This window comes from Agrobacterium sp. CG674, from assembly GCF_053521645.1.
Window position 1 is genome coordinate 1,016,179 of record NZ_JBNWDZ010000001.1, and the last position, 19,008, is coordinate 1,035,186.

At 56.4% G+C, this 19,008-nt stretch carries 16 protein-coding genes; 6 read left to right on the forward strand and 10 right to left on the reverse strand.

Features of this window, described 5'->3' with window-relative positions:
* The first annotated feature begins 43 nt into the window (after positions 1-43).
* From mltG to gmk, 3 genes are read left to right on the forward strand one after another with little or no spacing between them, the layout of a single operon-like run.
* On the forward strand, positions 44-1,267 hold the full coding sequence (gene mltG, locus ACQZ51_RS04985; protein ID WP_448775614.1) for an endolytic transglycosylase MltG: 1,224 nt from the start codon (positions 44-46) through the stop codon (positions 1,265-1,267).
* A gap of 55 nt (positions 1,268-1,322) precedes the next feature.
* On the forward strand, positions 1,323-2,210 hold the full coding sequence (locus ACQZ51_RS04990; protein ID WP_448775616.1) for a YicC/YloC family endoribonuclease: 888 nt from the start codon (positions 1,323-1,325) through the stop codon (positions 2,208-2,210).
* 5 nt (positions 2,211-2,215) lie between these two features.
* Positions 2,216-2,887: a guanylate kinase gene (gene gmk / locus ACQZ51_RS04995; protein WP_448775617.1), complete on the forward strand. Its 672-nt coding sequence runs from the start codon at positions 2,216-2,218 to the stop codon at positions 2,885-2,887.
* Between the two features lie 65 nt (positions 2,888-2,952).
* On the opposite strand, the gene rsmA is transcribed toward gmk, so the two are convergent.
* From rsmA to lptF, 6 genes are all read right to left on the reverse strand, one after another.
* Complete coding sequence (rsmA, locus tag ACQZ51_RS05000; RefSeq protein ID WP_448775619.1) at positions 2,953-3,795, reverse strand: 16S rRNA (adenine(1518)-N(6)/adenine(1519)-N(6))-dimethyltransferase RsmA; 843 nt, start codon at positions 3,793-3,795, stop codon at positions 2,953-2,955.
* Complete coding sequence (gene pdxA, locus ACQZ51_RS05005) at positions 3,795-4,814, reverse strand: 4-hydroxythreonine-4-phosphate dehydrogenase PdxA (RefSeq protein ID WP_448775620.1); 1,020 nt, start codon at positions 4,812-4,814, stop codon at positions 3,795-3,797. The genes rsmA and pdxA overlap by 1 nt, the downstream gene beginning before the upstream one ends.
* 16 nt (positions 4,815-4,830) lie before the next feature.
* Positions 4,831-5,775 (reverse strand): SurA N-terminal domain-containing protein, encoded by a 945-nt coding sequence (locus tag ACQZ51_RS05010; RefSeq protein ID WP_448775621.1) that lies wholly within the window; start codon positions 5,773-5,775, stop codon positions 4,831-4,833.
* Between the two features lie 286 nt (positions 5,776-6,061).
* Positions 6,062-8,437 (reverse strand): LPS-assembly protein LptD, encoded by a 2,376-nt coding sequence (locus ACQZ51_RS05015; protein ID WP_448775622.1) that lies wholly within the window; start codon positions 8,435-8,437, stop codon positions 6,062-6,064.
* Entirely contained in the window at positions 8,437-9,525 is a 1,089-nt protein-coding gene (gene lptG / locus ACQZ51_RS05020; protein ID WP_192063770.1) for an LPS export ABC transporter permease LptG, read from the reverse strand. The genes ACQZ51_RS05015 and lptG overlap by 1 nt, the downstream gene beginning before the upstream one ends.
* Positions 9,522-10,691, reverse strand: a complete 1,170-nt coding sequence (gene lptF / locus ACQZ51_RS05025; RefSeq protein ID WP_448775624.1) for an LPS export ABC transporter permease LptF — start codon at positions 10,689-10,691, stop codon at positions 9,522-9,524. The genes lptG and lptF overlap by 4 nt, the downstream gene beginning before the upstream one ends.
* A gap of 274 nt (positions 10,692-10,965) precedes the next feature.
* On the opposite strand from lptF, the gene ACQZ51_RS05030 reads away from it, so the two are divergent.
* The 3 genes from ACQZ51_RS05030 to ACQZ51_RS05040 are packed head-to-tail and all read left to right on the forward strand — an operon-like array spanning position 10,966 to position 13,998.
* The gene (locus tag ACQZ51_RS05030; protein ID WP_448775626.1) at positions 10,966-12,456 is read left to right on the forward strand and encodes a leucyl aminopeptidase; all 1,491 of its coding nucleotides are present in this window, start codon (positions 10,966-10,968) and stop codon (positions 12,454-12,456) included.
* Positions 12,457-12,488: 32 nt separating this feature from the next.
* The gene (locus ACQZ51_RS05035) at positions 12,489-12,938 is read left to right on the forward strand and encodes a DNA polymerase III subunit chi (protein ID WP_448775628.1); all 450 of its coding nucleotides are present in this window, start codon (positions 12,489-12,491) and stop codon (positions 12,936-12,938) included.
* Between the two features lie 31 nt (positions 12,939-12,969).
* Positions 12,970-13,998 (forward strand): diguanylate cyclase domain-containing protein, encoded by a 1,029-nt coding sequence (locus ACQZ51_RS05040; RefSeq protein WP_448775630.1) that lies wholly within the window; start codon positions 12,970-12,972, stop codon positions 13,996-13,998.
* 19 nt (positions 13,999-14,017) lie between these two features.
* Here ACQZ51_RS05040 and ACQZ51_RS05045 read toward each other — a convergent pair whose 3' ends face one another.
* The 4 genes from ACQZ51_RS05045 to ACQZ51_RS05060 all read right to left on the reverse strand — a co-directional run bounded on the left by ACQZ51_RS05045 (position 14,018) and on the right by ACQZ51_RS05060 (position 18,992).
* Positions 14,018-14,944 carry a Gfo/Idh/MocA family protein gene (locus ACQZ51_RS05045; RefSeq protein ID WP_448775631.1) on the reverse strand — a complete coding sequence of 309 codons (927 nt, stop codon included), beginning with the start codon at positions 14,942-14,944 and terminating at the stop codon, positions 14,018-14,020.
* 94 nt (positions 14,945-15,038) lie between these two features.
* The gene (locus ACQZ51_RS05050) at positions 15,039-15,881 is read right to left on the reverse strand and encodes a polysaccharide deacetylase family protein (protein WP_448775632.1); all 843 of its coding nucleotides are present in this window, start codon (positions 15,879-15,881) and stop codon (positions 15,039-15,041) included.
* 122 nt (positions 15,882-16,003) lie between these two features.
* The gene (locus ACQZ51_RS05055; protein WP_448775633.1) at positions 16,004-17,887 is read right to left on the reverse strand and encodes an ABC-F family ATP-binding cassette domain-containing protein; all 1,884 of its coding nucleotides are present in this window, start codon (positions 17,885-17,887) and stop codon (positions 16,004-16,006) included.
* Between the two features lie 64 nt (positions 17,888-17,951).
* The gene (locus ACQZ51_RS05060) at positions 17,952-18,992 is read right to left on the reverse strand and encodes a GGDEF domain-containing protein (RefSeq protein WP_448775634.1); all 1,041 of its coding nucleotides are present in this window, start codon (positions 18,990-18,992) and stop codon (positions 17,952-17,954) included.
* Positions 18,993-19,008 lie beyond the last annotated feature (16 nt).

The window sequence follows — 19,008 nt, forward strand, 5'->3', positions numbered from 1 at the left end:
TGCTCATTAAGCCGCTGTAATGCTGAACTGAAAAGGACCGCCGGTGAGCGATACGAGAGAGAACAATCAGGCCCCTCAAGGACGCGAAGGCTTCACTGAGATCAAGGGTGGCCCGATCATTCCGAAATCACCGACTGAAGCTTTAAGACCGGAGAAGGTTCCGTCTCCGCCCAAGCGTTCCCGCAAGGCTCATAGCCAGCTGGTAATCTTCCTCAATTTCCTGATGACGCTGGTTGTCGCTGTCTGCATCATTGCCATCGCTGGCTTTTATTACATGCTGAATTCGTTTCATGAGGCAGGCCCTCTGGAGACGAATACGACGATTACAGTGCGCAACGGTGCCGGACTTGCGGAAATTGCCAGCAATCTGGAGCGGAGCGGTGCGATTTCCAACGCCCGCATTTTCCGCCTGATGGCTGACAAGTATCTCGCGGGTGGCCAGACGCCGAAGCCTGGCGAATACGAAATCAAAGCCCGCACATCTATGAAGGATATCCTGGCTTTGCTGGAATCGGGCAAATCCATTCTTTACTCCGTAGCAATGCCGGAAGGGCTGACGGTCAAGCAGATGTTTGCACGTCTCGCGTCCGAGCAGGTTCTAGAAGGCGACCTTCCTGCCGAACTGCCACCGGAGGGTTCGCTGCGGCCTGATACTTACCCCTTCACCCGTGGCACTCGGCGCGAAGAGGTTGTCGCGCAGATGCGCGTAGCACAGTCGCGTTTGGTCGAATCGATATGGGAACGGCGCGATCCCGATCTTCCGCTCAAGACCATCGAGGAATTCGTGACGCTCGCGTCAATCGTGGAGAAGGAAACCGGCAAGGACGACGAACGCGGGCATGTCGCATCGGTGTTCTACAACCGCATGAAAAAGAACATGCGCCTGCAATCTGACCCGACAATTATCTACGGATTGTTCGGTGGCGAAGGGAAGCCGTCTGACCGCCCGATCTATCAGTCGGACTTGCAGAAAGAAACGCCGTTCAACACCTACATCATTCGCGGCCTTCCACCGCACCCGATTGCCAATCCGGGCCGTGCTGCGCTAGAGGCGACTGCTAACCCTTGGCGCACAGACGATCTCTATTTCGTGGCGGATGGTTCGGGCGGTCACGCCTTTGCCAAGACATTGGACGAGCACAATGCCAATGTTCGCCGCTGGCGCAAGATCGAGGCCGAGAAGGCAGCGGCCGGTGGCACGCCTGAAGGTGTGGTGGACGGCCAACCAGCCGGATCAGAGGCGGAGCGTCCCGCGACAAAAAATTGATATGATACACCGCTGCCGCCCCTTGGGCGCAGCGGTTTTTCAAGGGGTATATTTGATGGCATTGCAATCCATGACTGGCTTTGCGCGGAGCGAAGGCTCGTGCGGGCGGTACCGTTGGACATGGGAACTCCGCTCCGTCAACGGCAAAGGCCTTGACCTGCGTCTAAGGTTGCCAACCGGCATGGAAGCGCTTGAAGGAGACTTGCGGGACATTGCGTCGAAAAGCCTTTCGCGAGGGAATATTCAGGCGGGGCTTAGCATTGCCACGACAGAGGCAAGGCAGGAGGCTGTCATCAACCGCGATGCTCTGGATGCCGTTCTCGCTCTGAAACGGGATCTCGGGACCGTTGTCAGCGATGCGCCGCTCAGCCTTGACACATTGCTGTCCATTCGTGGTCTTGTGGAGTTCAAGGAGCCAGAGGAAAGTGCCGACGCGCAGGAGGCACGCAACCGCGATATCATCGAAGGTTTCGCGGCCGCAATCTCGGCTTTGACCACCATGCGCGAGCGGGAAGGGGCAACCCTTCATACGATCCTGTCCGGCCATATCGACCGCATAGAGCAGCTCACAGCAACCATCGAAGCCGATCCCTCGCGTCAGCCAGAGCAGATCCGCGCGCGCCTTTCGGCGCAGATTGCGTTGATTGCCGGTGGCACCAGTGGGCTGGACAGCGACCGTCTGCACGCCGAGGCAGTTCTGCTTGCCACCAAGGCGGATTTGCGGGAAGAAATTGACCGTTTGAACGGCCATGTTGCGGCGGCAAGGGACCTTTTGAATGGCGGTGTGCCAGTTGGGCGCAAGCTCGATTTTCTTGCACAGGAATTTAACCGCGAGTCCAATACTATCTGTTCCAAATCCAATGCCAGTGCTGTAACCGCTGCTGGTATAGAATTGAAAGTCGTGATCGATCAATTCCGCGAACAGGTCCAAAATCTGGAGTAGACCCCATGGCGTCCGCCAGCAATCCTCCCGTCCATATCGCCCGCAGGGGCTTGATGCTGGTCATCTCCTCGCCATCGGGCGCAGGCAAATCCACCATTGCCCGCAATCTTCTGGAGAAGGACAAGAATATCAGCCTGTCCGTCAGCGTTACGACGAGACCGCGCCGCCAGAGTGAAATCGACGGCATTCACTACCAGTTCATTTCCAAGCGCGATTTCGAGCGCATGCGGGATGGCGAAGAATTACTGGAATGGGCCGAAGTGCATGGCAATTTCTACGGCACACCGCGTGAGCCTGTTGAAATGGCCATGGCCGAAGGCAAGGATATGCTGTTCGATATCGATTGGCAGGGCGCTGAACAGCTTCAGGACAAGATGAAGGCAGATATCGTCTCTATCTTCATTCTGCCCCCCACTATGACCGAGCTGCAATCACGCCTGCACCGCAGGGCAGAGGATACGGAAGAGGTCATACAGACACGCCTGGCCAATTCTCGCTCTGAGATCGAGCACTGGCGCGATTATGATTACGTCATTCTCAACGACGATCTGCAGGCCGCTTTCGAAGCGATTGAAGCCATCGTCAAAGCCGAACGCGTCCGTCGCGACCGGCGCCATGGCATGTTCGATTTCGTGCGCGAATTGCTGGAAGAAGTGCCGGCGCTGCCAAGCCGCTAAGGCCGGCAAAGGTTCTAATCAGATTGATTGATACATCTCGCGGTCTACAAGCCGCGAGATTTTTTTTAGCGTGCGTCGCCCATCATATTCGCCAGTCGCACGAATTCTTCCACAGACAGCGTCTCAGCGCGGCGGGTCGGATCGATACCGGCTTTTTCCAGCAGCGCTTCACCACCAATGGATTTGGCGCTCTGGCGCAGCATCTTGCGGCGCTGGCCGAAGGCGGCTTCTGTCACCTTTTCCAGATTGGTCACTTCGCAGGGCAGAGGCTTTTCTCTGGGCAGAAGATGCACAACCGTCGATGTTACCTTCGGGGGCGGGCTGAAGGCCTGTGGCGGCACGTCGAATGCCATTTCTGGGACCGTGCGCCAACCGGTGAGAACGCCGAGACGGCCATAATGGTTGTCACCTTCTTCCGCCACGATCCGCTGGCCAACCTCTTTTTGGAACATCAGCGTGAGTGACAGCCAGAAAGGTGGCCACTGCCGCGGCGTAAGCCAGTTGATGAGCAGCTGCGTACCGACATTATATGGCAGGTTCGCGATAATGCGCACAGGTTCGCCATGCGCGACCATGGTCTCAAAATCCGTCTTGAGCGCATCGCCCTCGATGACCTCCAGACGCCCGGGATAATGATCGGCGATTTCTGCAAGTGCGGGAATGCAGCGACTGTCGCGCTCGACAGCGATGACTTTCTTTGCGCCAAGCGAAAGGATCGCGCGTGTGAGACCACCTGGACCAGGACCAACCTCAAAGACGGTTACGCCCTCAAGCGGCCCCGCCGTCCTGGCGATTTTCTGCGTCAGGTTCAAATCGAGCAGGAAGTTTTGCCCGAGCGATTTTTTCGCATCCAGTCCGTGCCGCTCGATGACGTCGCGAAGTGGAGGCAGGCCATCAATGCTTGCCATTATGCGTTCGCCCGCCGCGCCGCGATTTCGGATGCCATTTTCAAAGCGGCAACGAGGCTCGATTCGTTGGCGATACCTTGTCCGGCAATGCCGAATGCGGTGCCGTGATCGGGCGATGTGCGGATGAAGGGCAGGCCAAGCGTGACGTTTACGGAATCGTCGAAGCCGAGCGCTTTCGCCGGGATGAGCGCCTGATCGTGATACATGCACACGGCGACATCATAACGCCTGCGTGCGGCATCATGGAACATGGTATCGGCTGGCAGCGGACCAAAGGCGTCGATACCATCCTTGCGCAGCTGCACTGTCGCGGGGTGGATGATGTCACCATCCTCAGTGCCAATCGCGCCATCTTCGCCCGCATGTGGGTTCAATCCGGCAACGGCGAGGCGAGGGGTTTGGATGCCAAACTTTTCCTTGAGATCAGCGGCAATGATGCGGCAGGTCTTGACGATCAACTCTTCTGTCAGTGCGCCCGGAACCTTGGCAATCGGGATGTGGATCGTCACGGGGACAACACGCAGTTTCGGTCCGGCAATCATCATAACCGGCGTGGTGGCCTGTCCTGTCAGTTTTTTGGCAAGCTCTGCAAGAAACTCGGTATGACCAGGATAGCCAAAGCCAGCTTCGTAAAGCACAGACTTCGCAATGGGATTGGTGACAACAGCCGAGACGCGCTTCTCGACGGTAAACTGCACCGCAGTCTCAATCGCCTTGATGGTGGCAAGTGCCGCACCAACATGAGGTTGACCGGCAAGAACATCAAAGCCGACAGGAATTGCAAACACCGGCAAGGCATTGGGGAAAATAGCCGCCGCCTGCTCGGGTTCGCAGATTTGGACAGGGCAATCGATGCCAAGAAGATGAGCGCGGCTGCTGATAACGTCGGGATCGCCAACCAATATGAATGGCGGCAGCCCGAGCTCTCTGCGCTTTGACCAAGCCACAATCGTGATATCGGGACCGATCCCGGCCGGGTCGCCTTGAGTAAGGGCAAGGGTGAGGTTTTGCAGGGTCAAGAAAGACACTTTCTCGTCAGGTGCTGGTAATCTGGGCTTTCTTGCGTAGCTCGTCGAGATATTTCTTCTCGTTAGGGTTCTCGCCTTTTTCAGCCTTTGTCAGGTCTTCCGCACGGAAAACAACCTCGGCTGCGTAATCGTCAGATACCTGCTGCTTCTTGCAGATCGCCAGATATTCGACACCCTTTTCAGTAACGCGCGTTCCGGTGGTGCCGCCTTCCGGTGTCTTTTCCACCAGTGGCTTCCAATCCGGTGGCAATTCAGGCTCGAGCATCCGCCCAAGGTCCTTGATGGAGACATCAAGCATCGTTGCCGCAAATGTCTTGCCCTGTTCGCAGCCGGGATACCGTTTGCGAGAGGCTTCAGCTTCGGACTTGCGCTTGCCTGTGATGGCGTTGCGCTTGGCTTCCGGAATAACAAAAATGATTTGCTGCAGGAAATACTCGTTGGTCACAGGCTTGTCGCCACGCTCTTTAAGGCGCGTGACAAAGTCCTGTGTCGACATCTTGTTCCTGCCGCCATAGCGCGCATTGACCAGACGTGGCCAGCTCATCTGAACCGCGATGAACGACTTGAAGTGTTCAGCGCCAACACCAGCTTGAGCCAGAACCTTGGTCAACTGATCCGTTGTCATCTTGTTGGTGGAGGCGAAACGGGCAAATGACGCATCGACATCAGCCGTGCTGACCGACATCTTGACGCGTCCAATTTCTTCACGCTTCAGCGCTTCGTCGATCAGCTGCTCGCGGGCTTTTTCAGCGAGATTTCCAGACTGGCGCTGCAATTTGAGAAAGGCAACACGTCTGGCAATGTCATCGGTGGTGATGGGTGTCTTGTTGACAACGACCTTAACCGTATTGGCTGCGAAAGCATCCTGCGCGGGCAAGGTAACGATCATGGGAACTGCGAAAATCGCAAAGGCGAATGCTACACTGCGCAACGCCGTCTTTCCGAGTTTCATCCTGTTCTCTCCCTGTCGATAAGCCACTGACCAGCGTCACGGCTTTTTCAAGTATCCTGCTTATCGGATGAAACGGATACATCCGTTCGTCAACCAATATCTCGGGCGGCTGTCTAGTTTAACCGTGAACGCGATTGTCTATATCACCGTAGCGGGCCGAACAGCAATCGCGCAGACCTGTCACCACTGCAGTTATCTTGCGGCAAAACGGTGGCGCGAGACCCGGTCGTCAATCACATCTGCCAAAATCAGCAACGGCGGAGCTTTCACTCCGCCGCAACAGTCATCAGAAATTGTTTGGCTTCCAGCCGATATCGGCGTCATCCCAATCCGTGCTTGCAGAGCCGACACTTATATCACCCAGCGTTCTGAAGGCCAGACGTGCATTGACCGACCAGTCATTGGCAGATTCGCGGACGGAATTGATGCTGCCTTCGTCCGAATAGCTGACGGTGAAGATCGTGCATTCATCCTGATAAAGAATACCGATGCGTCGTTCGCTAGAGAACTTGTTGTTCAGATCGTAATTGATAGCTCCGAACAAGGCCCAGTTATCGTCAAGACGCAGCTTGCCAGATGTCTGGATGATGTCGCGCTTGCGATCATAACCATATTCAGGCTGTGCCTTGACCTGCGTGTAGCTGACTTTGCCTGAAATACGATTATCCGTATAGGCGACAGCTGTCTCAGAGCGATTGATATCGAAGTTGTCCTTGTCGAAGCGGAAGCTTGACGAGAGCGACAAGCCGATGGGAGCGTCGATCGCGGCCATGGCGACATAGTCGGAGCGATCCGTTTCGAGACCGGAGTCTGCACCGGCATTCACGAGATCGTTCGACGCGAACGAGTTGGTGCCGCCGAGATGGAACGACTGGCCGGCAATTCCGCGAATGCCATAGCCATTGTCAAAGGTACCGTTGTAGCGGACACCGAGATTGGCGCGCGTGCCACCTTCGATACGGTCAAAGCCCGAAAACTTGTCACGCTCGAAAAGGTTGGTTGCGTCGAATACAAAGGCCTGGCTGTCTTCGTTGGGAAGCTCACCGGCGTAGGTTTCGTTAGGCCGCACGAAGATCTGCGCAATCGGCTCAATCACGTGGTTGCTGTGCAGCGCAGTGAAGAGAACAGGATAGCGGGCTTCCAGGCCGAATGTCGCCATACCGCGCAACGAAGCGTCATCATTGATCGAGCCATCATAGGACGGGATGCCAGCACCAAAGCTGTTCGTCGCCATGTCGGTCCACAACGCATCTCCACGGGCTGCGACCAGAGGGGTCAGCAAAAGGCCGCTATCAAATGTATAGGTGCGCTTCCATTCAGCTTCGGTGGTGAAACGGGTGTAAGACCCTTCCAGACCGTTGAAGCGGGATGATGAACCGAGATTATACGCATCCTGGCTTTGGCGGGTTATGCTGGTGAAGTTCGTCGTCAACGAAAGTTCGCCGCCATAGACAGAATCCGGGAAGAAGTACCGGTAGTCGAGAGCCGGGTGAACGATCGCCTGCTTGCGTTCCTTAGCCTCCGAATCATCGGTGTCCTGAACGTTGAAATAATAGGCGTTCACGTCAAAGCTGTTACGCTCCCCAAGGCCGGAGAGGTAGATCTTGTTGGTCTGAACGGAGTTCTTGTAATCCTTCAAACCGTAGGTTCGCGAGAAGTTGTTGTCGGTCTGCACCATGGCATCCCAACCGAAAGTCCAGCGTGGATTGATCGTGAACTCACCCTTGGACGCAATCATCGCACGCGTATCGTTCAACGAGTCGCTGGTGTTGACGTCAAAATCCTGAGGATTCATCTGGTTGATACCAGCGGCACGCACCGTGTGCGTTCCCATCTCGAACCGTTGACGCAATTCACCTTCCAGCAACAAACCTTGCGAGGTGTAATAGGTCGGGGTGACGGTGACGTCAGCGGAGTCGGACAGGACCTGATAATAGGGGACGCCGATGCCGAAGCCGAGATTATCCGTCACGCTCATACGCGGGAACAGGAAACCCGACTTACGCTTTACGGTGTTGTCGGGGACCGTGATGAACGGAAGATAGGCAATGGATTTGCCGAAGAGCTCAAAACGAGCTTTTTCCAGCCGCACCGTGTGCGTCTTGCCGTCCTGAATGACGCGTTCAGCCTTGACCTGCCACAGAGGCGCCTTGTCAGGCCGCTCAGAGCAGGGAAGGCATGCGGTATAAACGCCATTGTTCAAGACCATGACGTCTTGCGACAGACGCTCTGCGCTTTCACCGGCGATGCGGGTATTGTCAGTCGTTTCCACACGCAGCGCGTTGACAAAGCCTTGGCCGAAATCGTCGGTCACATCCAGCTCATCCGCATAGATGCGGTTGCCGCCTGGTTCGATCAATTCGATATTGCCACGTGCCAGCACGCGACCAGTTCCCTGATCGTATTCGACACGCTGCGCCACCATTCGGTAACCGGTGTAATGCAGGCGCACGCCACCGGTCGCGACGACGCGTTCCGCATCTTTATTATAGGTCAGTTCGTTTGCTGTTAGCAGGAGTTTTGATTGGTCTTGTGGATCGCCAACAATAACGCCGTCCTCAGCAAATGAGCTTGAGGCAGTCGCCACGTATGCGCACACAGCAGCACCAGTCAGAAGGGCTGTTGTAAGCCGTCTGATATTCCCGCGGTCAAATGCCGCCACTAGCCGTCCTCCTGATGAAGCAGAATAGTCGCCCCCAATGCCAACGCTACGACGACTGGAACCCAGACCGCAACGAAGGGAGGAACGACACCGCTACTCCCGAATGCCCTTACGAGCACGGTTACTACATAAAGCACGAAGCCGGAAACGATTCCACCCAGAATCACTGAGCGAGACTGTGCAAAACGGCTGAACTTTAATGAAACAGTCGCGGCAATGAACGTCATCGCCACGAGAAGAAAAGGCATGGACAACAGGAAGTGGTACTGCGTCTCAAGCGCCTTCGAAGAAATCCCGAAAGACTGAGCTACCTCGATTTTGTGAGAAAGATCAAAAAAAGCAACAGTTTCAGGCTGCGTCAGGCGCTCCTGAACGAATTCCTGTCTCAGATTGGTACTGATTCTCGCGGTCGCTTGCCGGGTCGGCACATGACCGGGGCGGATCTCGGCCACGTCGTTAAGAAGCCAGTAACCATCTTCCAACTTCGCGGACATTGCGTCCTGCCGAAAAAGGATATTGCCGTCCTGATCGAGGTGTACGAGCACCACATCCTTCAGAAGCGTTCCGTTATCTTCAAAGCTCTTGGCACCGATGATTGTGTCTTGGCCACCGCTGCTCTGGCGCAGCCATGGAAGGGTCTGCTGCTGACGGCCTGCGTCACCCTCGTTGCGCCAACCCGACTCAACGGCGAGCGACTTGCTTTCCCCCCATGCCGCGATGGGATTGAGCACTGTCACTGATAGAATACCGAGCAGCACAGCGCCGCCGACAAAGGGCAAAATGAACTGCCACGCTGAAATTCCCGCTGCCCGCGTGACCACCAGCTCGTAGCGACGATTGAGCGAGATCAGCGTCGTCATTCCAACGAACAGCGCGATGAACGGCACCGTTTGCTGAAGAATAAGCGGAAGACGCAGCGCAGTCAGACCAAGGGCCGCTGGGACGGAATATCCCGGCAGACCGGACATGCGTCGGGCTGTCTCGCTGAAATCGGCAAGAAAGATAATCGAGGATACGCCAAGCAGGAACCAGAACGTCGTCATGGCATAGCGCTTGAGGAAATAGCGGGCGAGGGTGCCAAACATCATGCGCCGTTACCTCCGGTGCCTGCTGCCCTGGACGGCGAGAACCGCTTCTGGATATTCTGGATCGCGTTACCGAATGCCTTCGGCAAATGCAGCTTCTTGCCTGTTAACAAGAGGAAGGCAGCGATTGCGCCGCTGACGACAGGAACAGCGTATACAAGCGGAATGAACGCGGCGCTCTGCTTCACCTGATTGGTCACGTAGAAACCAAGCCAGCGCAGCATGAAAGCAGTGATGAGCGCCGCCACCATCGGATGCAGCCGTGCTTCGCGGTGAGAGCGCGCATCACCAGCGACGACCAGCGAAATCAGGGCAAAAACAAAGGGAAACAGCCAATCCGCCAAACGACGATGCAGTTCTGAGCGGAAGCCACCGGGCGACTTCTTGTAGCTGTCTACCTTCTCATCTGGCGACAAAAGGAAGGCGAGACTCGCATCGCTCGATGAAATCGAAGGCTCGGCGTCGGCCTTTTCAGACATGGTGGAGAGATCGAATGCGTAGGACAGGAACTTGACGACGGATACCTTGCCATCTGGCGTCTTCTGCTGGACTTCGCCATCGCGCATCGTCAGCGACGTACCGCCCTCATCGATCATGCCTTCTTTGGCATAATAGATCAGGTCGTAATTGGGATCGCGCCTGTCCGCCACGAACAGTCCACGCAGAATGCGGCCCTGACGTTCGCCTATCTGGACATAGAGGCCGTCCTGAATGGTGCGGAAGGTCTTTTCCTCGATGACGGAGGACAGAAGGTCGGCATAGGCCGCGGCCACCATTTGCCGCGCAGCGGTGCGGGCAGGCGGCTCCGCGAAATTGGTAATGCCGAATGAGACAAGGCTCAGAACCGCACCGAGGATGAGAATGGGCCGGACGATGATCGAGCGCGGTGCGCCGGCTGCATCGATGATCGCCAGCTCCGAATCCGTGTTCATCGCGGTCAGCGTCTGCGTAATGGCAATGACGAGCGCAAATGGCAGAACCACGGGGATCAGCGTCGGCAGCAGCATGGTCGCCAGGGTGGCGAACGAACCCATGGACTGGCCGGTATCCGTGACGAGATTGATTCGCTGAAGAACCTGAATCGTCCAGATAATCGCCAGAACAGGCAGCAGCGCGACCAGAAACATCTGCGTCGCACGTCGCAATATGTATCGTTCAAGAAGCGTCATTCGGTCCCTGATGAGGTCTCTTCATGCCTGTTCCCCCCGCGGGAACGGCTCCTATCTAGCCGCAACAGTTGCGGATGGCTATTCCGCCCGGCTCACAAATCTCATTTGTAAGATCATTTTTATGACCTCTGTGTCTTTTTCTTGATGAGGGTTTTTCGCCATGTCCTTCCACTGATTCACAAAATTGACACTGACACATACGATGGCAGGGTTGCGCCGGGCTGGGAAAAGGCCATGATCGGTCGCATCCTGAAATACGATGATGAGCGAGAACATGTCCGCTAAATTTGATATATCCTTTGCCAATTCCGCCACTCTCGAAGGTGCCAGTGCATTTCTTTTGCAGGTATCCGGTGACAACGCGCCAGCCGGCCAGGCGCAAGTAGACCCTGCCGGTGTGCTTGAGAAAGCGGTCAAAGTTGCCGGTTTTGCCGCCAAATCCATGAGCGTTCTGGATGTGTTGGCGCCTCAGGGTGCCGAAGCAGACAGAATCGTTGTGATCGGTCTCGGCAAAGCCGCGAAACTCACGGCGCATGACTGGTTGCGTGCTGGTGGAGCAGCTGCTGCCAACTTCAAGAGAGCCGAAAAAGTCGTGATCTTTCTCGATGCGCTCGGCGTTGAGGTCGATGGCAAGGCGGCGGCTGATTTTGCGCTCGGTTTGATGCTGCGGGCCTACAGCTTCGATACCTACAAGACGAAAAAGAAGTCCGACGATGAAAAGACGCCGAAAAGCGTCGATGTGACTATTGTCACGGCCGCCCACGCGCAGGCGAAGGCAGCCTTCGAAACGGCTGAGGCGGAGGCTGAGGGCGTTATCCTCGCGCGCGATCTCGTAAACCTGCCCCCGAATGTTCTCGGGCCGGTCGAGTTTGCCGAGAAGGCAGAAGAGTTGAAGAAACTCGGCGTTGAGGTTGAAATCCTTGGCGAAAAAGAAATGAAGAAGCTTGGCATGGGCGCGCTTCTGGGCGTTGCTCAAGGGTCCGTGCGGCCGCCACGTCTCGCCATCATGCAGTGGAAAGGTGGCTCGAAGAAAGACGATCCAATCGCTTTTGTCGGCAAGGGCGTAGTGTTTGATACCGGCGGTATCTCCCTGAAACCCGGCGCTGGTATGGAAGACATGAAGGGCGACATGGGCGGAGCCGCGGCTGTTACAGGTCTGATGCACACGCTGGCTGCACGCAAGGCAAAGGCCAATGTCATCGGCGTTATCGGCCTTGTGGAAAACATGCCTGATGGCAACGCGCAGCGTCCCGGTGACATTGTGACGTCGATGTCTGGCCAGACCATCGAGATCATCAACACGGATGCGGAAGGTCGCCTCGTTCTGGCGGATGCGCTTTGGTACACCAATGATCGCTTCAAGCCAAAATTCATGATCAACCTGGCCACCTTGACCGGCGCTATCACCGTCGCGCTCGGCAATCTTCAGGCTGGTCTGTTTTCAAATGACGATGAGCTTGCAGAGCGGCTGACGTCGGCAGGTGACACCACCCAGGAACGGTTGTGGCGCATGCCGCTGGGCAAGGATTACGACAAGATCATCGATTCGAAGTTTGCAGATATGAAGAACAGCTCTGGCCGTCTGGCCGGTTCGGTTGCGGCAGCCCAGTTCCTCAAGCGTTTCGTGGGTGAGACGCCTTGGGCGCATCTGGATATTGCAGGAACCGCCATGGGCTCGCCGCTCACCGAGATCAACCAGTCCTGGGGTTCCGGTTATGGCGTTCGTCTTCTCAATGAGCTCGTCCGCGCTCACTATGAGGACTGAATATTGATAAGGAAGGGGCTGCGGGCGTTTCGATGACAGAGATACTTTTCTACCATTTGACGGAATCAAAGCTGGAAGATGCTCTGCCGCCGCTTCTCGAAAAATCTCTGGAGCGCGGCTGGAAGGTCGCGGTCCAGACTGCGGGCGTGGAACGCCGGGACGCGCTCGACGTTCACCTCTGGACCTTCAGGGATGACAGTTTCATGCCGCATGCCACAGATGCATCAGACAAAGCGACCGATCAGCCTGTTGTGCTGACGGCAACGCCTGACAACGCCAATGCGGCCAATGTGCGTTTCATCGTTGATGGTGCCGAGCCCCCTTCGCTGGAAACCTATGACCGTATCGTGTTCATGTTTGATGGATATGATGCCGGTCAATTGGAAGGCGCTCGCGCCCAGTGGAAAAAGCTTAAAGGCGAAGGGCATACATTGACCTATTGGCAGCAATCACCGGAAGGTCGCTGGCAGAAGAAGGCTTGAGGTCATCAAGCGTCGCGAGGAGGGTACTTCCATGGCGAAAACCACACCACCTTCAGACAATGACGCGGCACGGCTCATGGCCGTGCGCGAAATATTGCCTCTGTCCGGTGCTGCGCAGGAGCTGAAATCGCTCTCAAGGTTGGCGCGGGAAATGTTCGGCACCTCGCGGGCAGCGGTTCACATTCTCGATGATAACTGGCTGCACATTGTTCACCAGTCTGGCGACGAGGTCAGCGAATGTTCGCGGGATATCACCACCTGCAACGTGGTCGTTTTGACCAATGAATTGGTTGTCATTCCCGATCTTGCTGAAGAGCCAGAATGGCGCTCCATGCCCTATGTTATCGAAAGTCCGCACATTCGTTTCTATGCCGGAGCGCCTATCGAGCTGGAGACGGGGCTGGTGGTCGGTTCGTTTTGCGTTACCGATCCGAAACCGCGCCAGTTCAGCGCGGATGAGCAGGTCAATCTGAAACGGTTTGCGACGATTGCCGGTGCGCTGCTTCGGTTGCAGCGGGCGAATTTCACCATGAGCCTCGCGCAACGGGAGTTGCGGAATGCAGCCATGACAGATCCGCTGACAGGCTTTTTCAACCGTAATGCTTTGGAGCTGGTCGTCGATGAACAGATGAGCGAGGTGTTGCGGGACAACGAAACATTCGGCGCGCTTTATCTGGATATGGACGGTTTCAAATCCATCAATGATGAGCACGGCCACGATGCGGGTGATGCCGTGCTGCAGGAATCTGCTGCGCGTATCAGGCGCTGCGTCCGCTCAAAGGACACGGTTGTGCGCATGGGCGGGGATGAGTTCGCCGTCTTCCTGCCACGCCTGCAGGCACCGGAAACGCTGGAGAAGATTGCCGAGCGCCTGCTTGACGCATTCCGCGAGCCATTTGAAATCAATGGGAAGAGGGTCGTTGCCAATCTGAGCATCGGCGGTGCCATTGCGCCGCAAGCGGGCAATGACAGGGTAGCGCTCTTGCGGCGCGTGGATGAGGCGCTTTATCAGGCCAAAAAAGAAGGGCGCAACCGATTTATCAGCCGCGCCCAGTCATAATGTTTATCGACGTCTTCGCTTAGTCGAAGAACGAATCCACAAACTTGTGGCGACCGAGCAGGAACGCATCGGCGACATGCATGAGCGGTGCAAGGTCGACGTCCGATGTGCCGGATTTGATGATATCCGCGAAGCGTTCGTAGAGGGCAGGATATTCCCGCTCCGGCGCGGCCATTGTCTGCTGGCCGTTGATCGAGAGCTTTGCGCCGCCTTCGGACAGAACCATCTGGCCCGCTTCGGTTTCCGCTACGATATCCCAGCTCTGCTTGCCCGTCTGACGCCAGTCGAATTCCGCATGCACCTGCATCTGCGTCACATCAGAAAAGCGGATGTCGGCAGCGATTGGCGCGTCACGGTTTTCCGGGAATTCCAACGTCGCTTTGGTGATGAAGAGAGCGCGTGGCAGAATGTGGGTGATGATCGACAAGGCATTGATACCGGGATCAAAAACGCCAAGACCACCGGCCTGCCAGATCCATTCCTGATTAGGATGCCAGTGGCGCACGTCTTCCTTCCAGATGACGTGCACGCTGTTGATCTTCGTGGAGGACAGGAAGCTTTTGGCGGCTTCTACAGCAGGCGCATAGCGCGAGTGCCAGCTTGCAAACAGTGAAACGCCCTTGGCATCAGCCAGGCGTGAAAGATCCTGCACTTCAGACAGAGTGGCGCCTGGGGGCTTTTCCAGAAACACATGCTTGCCAGCGTTAAGCGCGGCATAGGCAGCGGTGTAACGATACTGCGGCGGCATGCAGAGAGACACGGCCTGCACATCGGGAACTGATTCGAGCAGAGCCTCAATGGTGCCGTAGGAAGGCACGCCTTCAACCGTACCATGACGGCTGGCAGTGGCGACCAGATCAAAATCCGGATTGGCTGCAATGGCTGGAAGGTGTTGATCGCGAACGATTTTGCCGACGCCGACGATGGCAAGTTTGGTGGCTGACATGAAAGAAAAACCCGTTTGAATGTTTCACTCGAAAAATAGTACTTTATGCAGTTCTATCAGAAACATCGGAGTCGGCAAGGCTCCGAGATGTCCATCAGTTCAAAGACGCGACAACCATCGGCTTGTGGCTGTTTTTCTTGTAGACAAGACGCACGACCTTGTAGCCCTCTGCCTTCAACTGGGTCAGCAATGCGGGCAACATGGCGGCGGTGCGTTTGTGGATATCGTGCATCAATATGATGCCGCTGCCGCGATGACGAAGCGCCGCCATGGTGCGCGATGCGACGACGGCGGGCGCATCCTTGAAATAATCCTTCGAATCGATCTGCACATCCATGATGACCATGCCACGGTCTGAGACCATATGGCGCAGACGGCTATTATCCGACAGATATGGGAAGCGGAAGAATGACGCGCCGTTATCCGTCGCCTTTGAAACCGCGCTGGCACCACGGGAGACTTCCGCCAGTGCGCGATCAAAAGACAGGGCGCGCAAATTGGGGTGGCTATAAGTGTGGCTACCAACGCTGTGGCCGTCTGCAATGACCTTTTTGGCAATGTCGGGGTGAGCCTGCGCCATTTCTCCCACCATGAGGAAGGTGGCCTTGACGCCGAACTCATCCAGCGTCGCCAGAATGCTCTCAGTCTTGCCGGGCACCGGGCCATCATCGAAGCTCAGCACAACTTCCTTGTTGGCAAGGGCGATATCGTCAGCGGAGGAAACGTAAATATCACGCCCCGCAAGCCCGCCCGGGTTTCGCGGACGCATCCAGGCCGCAGGCGAAAGTGCCAATGGATCGTGGGCTTTGAGGGAAGAGCCCACCGGCGCAGATGCCGCAAAGGACGTTTTCAATGAACCATCAACCAGCGGCTTTCCCGCGCAGGCAACAAGGCATGTGGCCAGTACAATATTGGCCAGTATGGTTTGAAATGACATGAAAAACTCGAGGCTGGAATCACTGAAGTGTTACAGCATGGTTTCCATGATTATGGTTAATGACTGGTTACTTACAGGCAGTCTTAGAATAACGCCGATTAACGACAGCATCCAAGAGCCGATTACCCGCTCATTGCTTCTTCATACTCACTGGAAAGCAGCAGCCACTGCTCTTCCGCATCGGCGAGTTTGCTGGCAGCTTCGCCGCGTTCCTTCACTTTCAGCGCGGCTTTGGCGGGAGCCTTTTCATAAAGGCTAGGATCGCCAAGTTCCTTATCAAGCGCTTGAATCAGCTTCTCAAGCTTTGCCGTCAAGGATTCAATATCGTTGATCTTTTTCTTGAGCGGAGCCAGCGCTGCGCGCTTTTCAGCATTCGCCTTGCGCTGGTCCGCTTTTGAAGCGCCGTCTAAGACGACTTCAATTTTTTCGTCTTTTTTTTTACCCGAAGAGACAATCAGATCTCGGTATTCATCCATATCGCCTTCGAAGGTCGTCACCGTGCCGTTGTTGACGAGCCAGAGGCGGTCGACGGTGGCTTCGATCAGGTGGCGATCATGCGAGATGAGAATGACGGCGCCATTATAGTCGTTCAACGCCTCGATCAGCGCGCGGCGGCTATCGATATCAAGATGGTTGGTCGGCTCATCGAGAATGAGCAGGTTCGGCGCGTGAAACGCTGCAAGGCCCATCAGAAGGCGAGCCTTTTCGCCACCCGACAAATCCTTGGCAGGCGTTGCCATTTTTTCCGTTGCGAGACCCATCTGTGCCACGCGGGCACGAACCTTCGCTTCAGGTGCCTGCGGCATCAGCTTGCGCACATGCTCGACCGGGTTTTCTTCCGGCACGAGATCGTCCAACTGGTGCTGGGCAAAAAAGCCGATCTTTAGCGCGGGTGCCAGTCGCAGATCACCGCTCTCGGGCGCGAGACGCCCCGAGATGAACTTGGCGAAGGTGGACTTGCCGTTACCGTTGGAACCCAGAAGCGCGATGCGGTCATCGTTGTCGATGCGCAGGTTCAAGCCTTTGAGGATAGGGTTGCCCGGCTCATATCCCACCGCACCGCCATTAATGGCAACGATAGGCGAGGCGGGCTGCTTTTCTGGTTCCGGGAAGGTGATCGGCTGAACGTGGTCTTCGATAACCGAAGACACGGTGCCCATCCGCTCCAGTGCTTTCACGCGGCTCTGGGCCTGTTTTGCCTTGGAGGCTTTGGCCTTGAAGCGGTCAATGAAGCTCTGCAAATGCTTGCGGGCGGCATCGTTCTTGACCTTGGCTTTTGTCTGCAACTCGTCAGCTTCAGCCTTCTGGCGCTCGAACTGGTCGTATCCGCCGCGATAGAAGGTCAGCTTCTTCTGGTCCAGATGCACGATGGCGTTGACGGCGTTGTTCAGCAGGTCGCGGTCGTGGCTGATAATGATGACAGTGTAGGGATAGCGGCGGATGTAATCTTCCAGCCACAGCGTGCCCTCAAGGTCGAGATAGTTGGTGGGTTCATCAAGCAGCAGAAGGTCTGGCTCAGCAAACAAAACAGACGCGAGCGCCACGCGCATGCGCCAGCCGCCCGAAAAGGATGAGGCGGGGCGAAGCTGAGCTTCCTGATCAAAACCCAGACCGGCCAGAATGCTCGAGGCGCGTGCTTCGGCGGAATGCGCATCGATATCGACAAGGCGCATCTGGATATCTGCAATGCGGCCCGGATCTGTTGCGGTTTCCGCTTCCAGCATCAATGCAGCACGCTCCTTATCGGCAGCCAGCACGATGTCGATCAGGCTTTCTTCCGTCGCAGGGGCTTCCTGAGCCACCTGTCCGAGGCGCGCATTCTTGGGAATGAAGACAGAGCCTGTCTCTGCCCCCAGATCGCCGGTAATGACGCGGAACAGCGTGGATTTACCCGCACCATTGCGGCCAACGAGGCCAGCCTTGGTGCCGGTGGGCAGCGAAACGCTGGCGTGGTCGAGGAGCAAGCGCCCGGCAATACGGGCGGAAACGTCTGAAATGGTAATCATGCCGCCGTTTTGGCCGAACTCAACTCCGAACGCAAGAGCGCGAAAGCCACAGTCTCGACCGCTTTTATCTGCCGATCTGTAGCAAATAACTGTTGCGGGAGCGTTGAGCTACTTCACGGCTGTAGGGAACAACGCAGTTTCGAGCTCCGCTGCGGGCTGCCAGAAGTGCCAGCTCGGCATTTCCGTAAACTTCCGCCGCGCTGATCGTGCCCTCAGACGCGGCCACTCCGATGGACACCGTCAGGCGTTCGCCATCGCCGTCTTTCGTGACGAAACGCAGATTTTCGACAGTGTGGCGCAGGCGTTCGGCGATGCTGAGAGCCGTGTTTTGCGAAACGCCCGTAAACAGGAAGGCAAACTCGTTGCCTTCGATCCGCGCTGCAAAGTCGTCCTTCTTGATCGACTTGCGGAACAGAGCGGCCAGCCGCCGCAAGGCCTTGTTGCCAGCAACAGTACCGTATTTCTCATTGATGTCCCTGAAGTGGTCGATATTCACGAGTGCGAGGCAGACGGATGTGTTTGTCTCACCGTGGAAACAATCTGCGAGCTTGCCCAGAAAGGCGGGGCGGTTCGGCAATGCTGTCAGGGCGTCTTTGAGTGACGCTGCCCGGAGCTGCGTGCTGCGCTCTTCGTGATCAAGAATTTTCTCCAGACCCTGTCGCACAAAATTGTGGAGACTTGCCTGTTCGTGATGAACGTCGAGAAGCAGCTCAGCCATATATTCCGGTGTTACATGCTCCCTCGGTCGGTCGGTTAGATTTGCCAAGAGGGCATCGGAGCGTTCCAGAGCGGCTGTGAGCCTCGCTGCGATCTGTGCGATCATGATAGCCGCTTCCGATGCGGCGTCGGACGCCGCCAGGCGCGAAAAGCTGGGCAGATTGTGTTTCTGGCCGATCATGTCGATGTCATGCTGCTGCGGCGCATTGCCTAGCGCCAGCACATCCTGGCCCATGGCTGCATTGTGCCCGCTCAGCACCTCAAAGAATAGTTCGTAATTACGCGGCAACGGCGCAAGGTTCATTTTCGAGATGAACTGGGTCACCTTCGTCACAACAAGGCTGCCTTTGGATGTGTCCCTGATAGTGCTGACGGTTTGTGAAGCCATGCCCCCGCATCTCCGT

Coding starts and splice junctions, on each gene's coding strand:
- lptF (WP_448775624.1), bottom strand. CDS start 10,691: ATGACGCTTCTTGAACGATACATATTGCGACGTGCGACGCAGATGTTT.
- ACQZ51_RS05035 (WP_448775628.1), top strand. CDS start 12,489: ATGACAGAGATACTTTTCTACCATTTGACGGAATCAAAGCTGGAAGAT.
- ACQZ51_RS05060 (WP_448775634.1), bottom strand. CDS start 18,992: ATGGCTTCACAAACCGTCAGCACTATCAGGGACACATCCAAAGGCAGC.
- ACQZ51_RS05055 (WP_448775633.1), bottom strand. CDS start 17,887: ATGATTACCATTTCAGACGTTTCCGCCCGTATTGCCGGGCGCTTGCTC.
- gmk (WP_448775617.1), top strand. CDS start 2,216: ATGGCGTCCGCCAGCAATCCTCCCGTCCATATCGCCCGCAGGGGCTTG.
- lptG (WP_192063770.1), bottom strand. CDS start 9,525: ATGATGTTTGGCACCCTCGCCCGCTATTTCCTCAAGCGCTATGCCATG.
- ACQZ51_RS05040 (WP_448775630.1), top strand. CDS start 12,970: ATGGCGAAAACCACACCACCTTCAGACAATGACGCGGCACGGCTCATG.
- ACQZ51_RS05010 (WP_448775621.1), bottom strand. CDS start 5,775: ATGAAACTCGGAAAGACGGCGTTGCGCAGTGTAGCATTCGCCTTTGCG.
- rsmA (WP_448775619.1), bottom strand. CDS start 3,795: ATGGCAAGCATTGATGGCCTGCCTCCACTTCGCGACGTCATCGAGCGG.
- ACQZ51_RS05050 (WP_448775632.1), bottom strand. CDS start 15,881: ATGTCATTTCAAACCATACTGGCCAATATTGTACTGGCCACATGCCTT.
- ACQZ51_RS04990 (WP_448775616.1), top strand. CDS start 1,323: ATGGCATTGCAATCCATGACTGGCTTTGCGCGGAGCGAAGGCTCGTGC.
- ACQZ51_RS05030 (WP_448775626.1), top strand. CDS start 10,966: ATGTCCGCTAAATTTGATATATCCTTTGCCAATTCCGCCACTCTCGAA.
- ACQZ51_RS05045 (WP_448775631.1), bottom strand. CDS start 14,944: ATGTCAGCCACCAAACTTGCCATCGTCGGCGTCGGCAAAATCGTTCGC.